Source organism: Streptomyces sp. NPDC127190 (assembly GCF_042672505.1).
Lineage (GTDB): Bacteria > Actinomycetota > Actinomycetes > Streptomycetales > Streptomycetaceae > Streptomyces.
In genome coordinates this window covers 1-2844 of the sequence record NZ_JBHXVE010000065.1, presented here as the reverse complement: position 1 = coordinate 2844, position 2844 = coordinate 1, and the positions used below count along the sequence as shown (strand labels likewise).

The following is a 2844-nucleotide window of genomic DNA, read 5'->3' as shown; positions in this document are numbered from 1 at the left end:
AGCCCGCTGGGCGTCAGTGACCGACAACGGCGGAATCTTCGGACCCGGACGACTCATGCCCGACCAACGACGAATCTCTGACTCAGGTCACTAGGTGTCGCTCGCGGCGGCCCGGCCCGCCCAGAAGGACCCGAAGTCGGAGCGGCGGACGAGCAGCAGGGTGAGCTGCCGGACGTGCTGGCGCTCGCGGATGTGGTGGTGTCGCGGGGCGGTGCGGGGACGCTGGCGGAGCTGACCGTGCTGGGCAAGCCGACGATCTTCGTGCCGCTGACGTCGTCGGCGGGGAACGAGTAGACGCACAACGCGCGGCATCCGGAGCAGGCCGGCGCAGCGGTCGCGCTCACCGGTGAGGTGACGGCGGCCCAGCTGCAGGAAGGCAGTGAGCCCGCTCCTCGCCGACGCCCAGCTTTGGAGCGGCATGGCGGAGCGGGCCCGTACATACGGCCGTCCGGACGCGGCAGACAGACTCGTGGACGAAGTCCTAGCGGCCGCGGCGGGACGGCCGGTCACCGGTCAGGGCGGCCGACGTGGAGAGCCGTCCCTGCCTCGATGAGGACGGCGCACGCGTTGAATGCGTCCTGGTCGTTGCCCATCGGGGCGGCGACGTCGCTGTCGCCCAAGTACAGGGCGATCTCGGGCTGAACGTCGTCCTTGGCGATCTCGCGGAGGCCTTCGAGCACGGCGGCATCCATCGCCAGGACGCTGTCGGCCCAGCCCAACATCTCCCCAGTGAGCTGCCGGGCGCGGTAGCCGCTGAGGTCGAGGCCGAGCCGCCGGGCAGCCTCGATCATCTACTCGTTGACGGACTCGCCTTCCCGCTTCCCGTCAGCCCGGCCGAGCGGACCCCCAACTGGGCCGCACCGCGCCGGGCGAGGGCGAGGGCGAGCGCAGCGAACGGGCTGCGGCACTGATTGCCGAGGCAGACAGTCGAGACCTAGCGCATGATGCAGCTCCCGCGGTCTTGAGGGCCTGGCCGAAAACGGTGACGACCTGGCCGATGCAGTTCTCGGTGAGGTGCTGGTGGAACGGCAGCGTCAGGGCAAGCGGCCCAGAAACCCCACCGCCAAGACCAAGGAGGGAAAACCACTAGATGTCATCGCGATACTGCCGTCATGGCCGTCACTCAGCAACTCGCCCGCATCTCGGCGAAGTATCTCGCCTCCTGCCGCCAGTCAGCCGACGCCTCGCCGGATGGAGATCCTCCCTGGGATCCACTGCCGACGGACGTCCTCGACCTGGACTGGGCACCGTTCCTGCTTGAACGGGTCTGCGAGCTGGGAGGTCTCGACGCCATCCATCGGAACGCTCTCCGGCAGGCTCTCGACGGCGATACTGCCATCGACCTAGCCTTCCTCAACACCCATCCGCATGCCATCGCCCCCTTCGGGCCAGCCCCCACGGCCCTCTCAGCGGCGCAAGTGGCTCGCGTTGCGGAACTGCTCGGGCAGATTGACTTTCCGGCCCTGCTGGCCGCCCTGCCGACAGACGAAGCAGAGGCCGCCTGCTTGATCGGCCACGGCGCAGACAAGATCGTCGATGGCCCGAAGAAGTACCTGCTGCGGCACTTCAACGCCCTGTGCGAGTTCTACCGTGGTGCATCCCAACGGCAGCTTCTCGTCGTGCTCTGGTGGGACTGACGCCAGCCGCCTCACGATCGGCTCACGTCAGCAGCTGGAGAATTACGTGAACTCCCGCCTGGGGAATGTCGCGATCATCCATAGATGCCGCAGGCTCACGGTGAGCCGCTGTACACGGAGCTACCCCCACGGGCGCGGGGACGACAGCCCACCTCCAGGCATCCACCGCTGCCCGAGCGAGCTACCCCCGCGGGCGCGGGGGTTGCTCGTAGGACTGGTTGGCGCCGACGCTCCACTCGACGTCGTCCCCGCGCCCGCGGGGGTTGCTCCTTTCATATGCGAGCCGGACCACCCCGCAACGCGTCGTCGCCGACTGCGGCGACGTGCCCGGCCAGCTCCAGGGCGATGGCTGCCCACCGCTCGCGTAGCGAGGCGCCGGCGGCCGGGAGCTCGCAGGCCCGCTCGGTGACCAGCGAGCGATCGCGACTTCCAGGCCCATCGGCTCGCCCCCGTCCCGACGGCCCGGTACGGACGGGCCGTGGCTTCGTCTTTCTGCCCACCCCGTTTTGCCGGGCCTGCGCCGTCGCGGCCCGTAGCGCGAGGCGGGCCAGGTCCACGCCGGATGTCTCGGCGCCGCTCATGCCTGCCCCCAAGGGATGTAGCCGAGGTTCAGGTGACCGAGGCTGGCCACCCGCTGCACCTGGTCCACCAGCCGCCCGGTGAACAGGCGCCGGGCCGACGTCTCGCCGTACCGGTCGATGTGGTCGAACACCAGCTGAGGGTCCTTCATCGCGCGCCCGCCAGTCGAGGACCTGTCGCGGGTCAGGGCCTCGAGGACGAGCTTCTGCTCCTGGTCGACGTCGTCGACGGTCGGGACGGGCGCAGCGACCGTACGTGGGGCGGGCACCACGACCGGCGCCACCGGCGCGGCCTGGACGGCGGGAACCTGCGCGGCCGCGGCTTCGGCGCGGGCCTTCGCCGCCGCCTGCCGGGCGCGGACCTGCTCCCGCTCGGCCACGCGGGCCCATGCTCTGGCCGTCACGTCGTGGTGGAGCTGCTGGGCGATGACCGCCCGGCGCTCGTCCTCGGAGGCGTGCGGCAGCGCGGCCTACACGTCCACCGCGACCCTTCGGCGCTGCGCACGACGGTCTTCCTGCCGGTCCTCGCGGCGGGCAGTCATGTCGACCCCGCTCAGCTCGGTGCTCATGCGATCACCGCCCCGGCCGTGTCGCCGTCCAGCGGGCGCGCGGCGAGTTCGGGCAGCCGG

Annotated in this window: 4 protein-coding genes and 2 pseudogenes; 3 read left to right on the top strand and 3 right to left on the bottom strand. The window is 70.7% G+C overall.

Annotation, left to right across the window (positions count from 1 at the left end):
• Positions 1 to 162 precede the first annotated feature (162 nt).
• A pseudogene (locus ACFVIU_RS39090) lies at positions 163 to 553 on the top strand (glycosyltransferase); the annotation flags it as partial.
• Here the strand turns inward: ACFVIU_RS39090 and ACFVIU_RS39085 are convergent.
• On the bottom strand, positions 507 to 791 hold the full coding sequence (locus ACFVIU_RS39085) for a hypothetical protein (protein ID WP_385848528.1): 285 nt from the start codon (positions 789 to 791) through the stop codon (positions 507 to 509). The pseudogene ACFVIU_RS39090 and the gene ACFVIU_RS39085 sit on opposite strands and share 47 nt — an antisense overlap.
• Positions 788 to 916: pseudogene (locus ACFVIU_RS39080) on the bottom strand (hypothetical protein); the annotation flags it as partial. The pseudogene ACFVIU_RS39080 and the gene ACFVIU_RS39085, both read right to left, overlap by 4 nt.
• A 196-nt stretch (positions 917 to 1112) precedes the next feature.
• On the opposite strand from ACFVIU_RS39080, the gene ACFVIU_RS39075 reads away from it, so the two are divergent.
• Positions 1113 to 1637: a DUF1877 family protein gene (locus ACFVIU_RS39075; protein ID WP_385848527.1), complete on the top strand. Its 525-nt coding sequence runs from the start codon at positions 1113 to 1115 to the stop codon at positions 1635 to 1637.
• A gap of 577 nt (positions 1638 to 2214) precedes the next feature.
• On the opposite strand, the gene ACFVIU_RS39070 is transcribed toward ACFVIU_RS39075, so the two are convergent.
• Positions 2215 to 2619 (bottom strand): hypothetical protein, encoded by a 405-nt coding sequence (locus tag ACFVIU_RS39070; RefSeq protein ID WP_385848526.1) that lies wholly within the window; start codon positions 2617 to 2619, stop codon positions 2215 to 2217.
• A gap of 3 nt (positions 2620 to 2622) precedes the next feature.
• Between ACFVIU_RS39070 and ACFVIU_RS39065 the strand changes: the two genes are divergently transcribed.
• Positions 2623 to 2844 (top strand): hypothetical protein (locus ACFVIU_RS39065; RefSeq protein WP_385848524.1); only part of this gene is annotated, 222 nt, incomplete at its 3' end.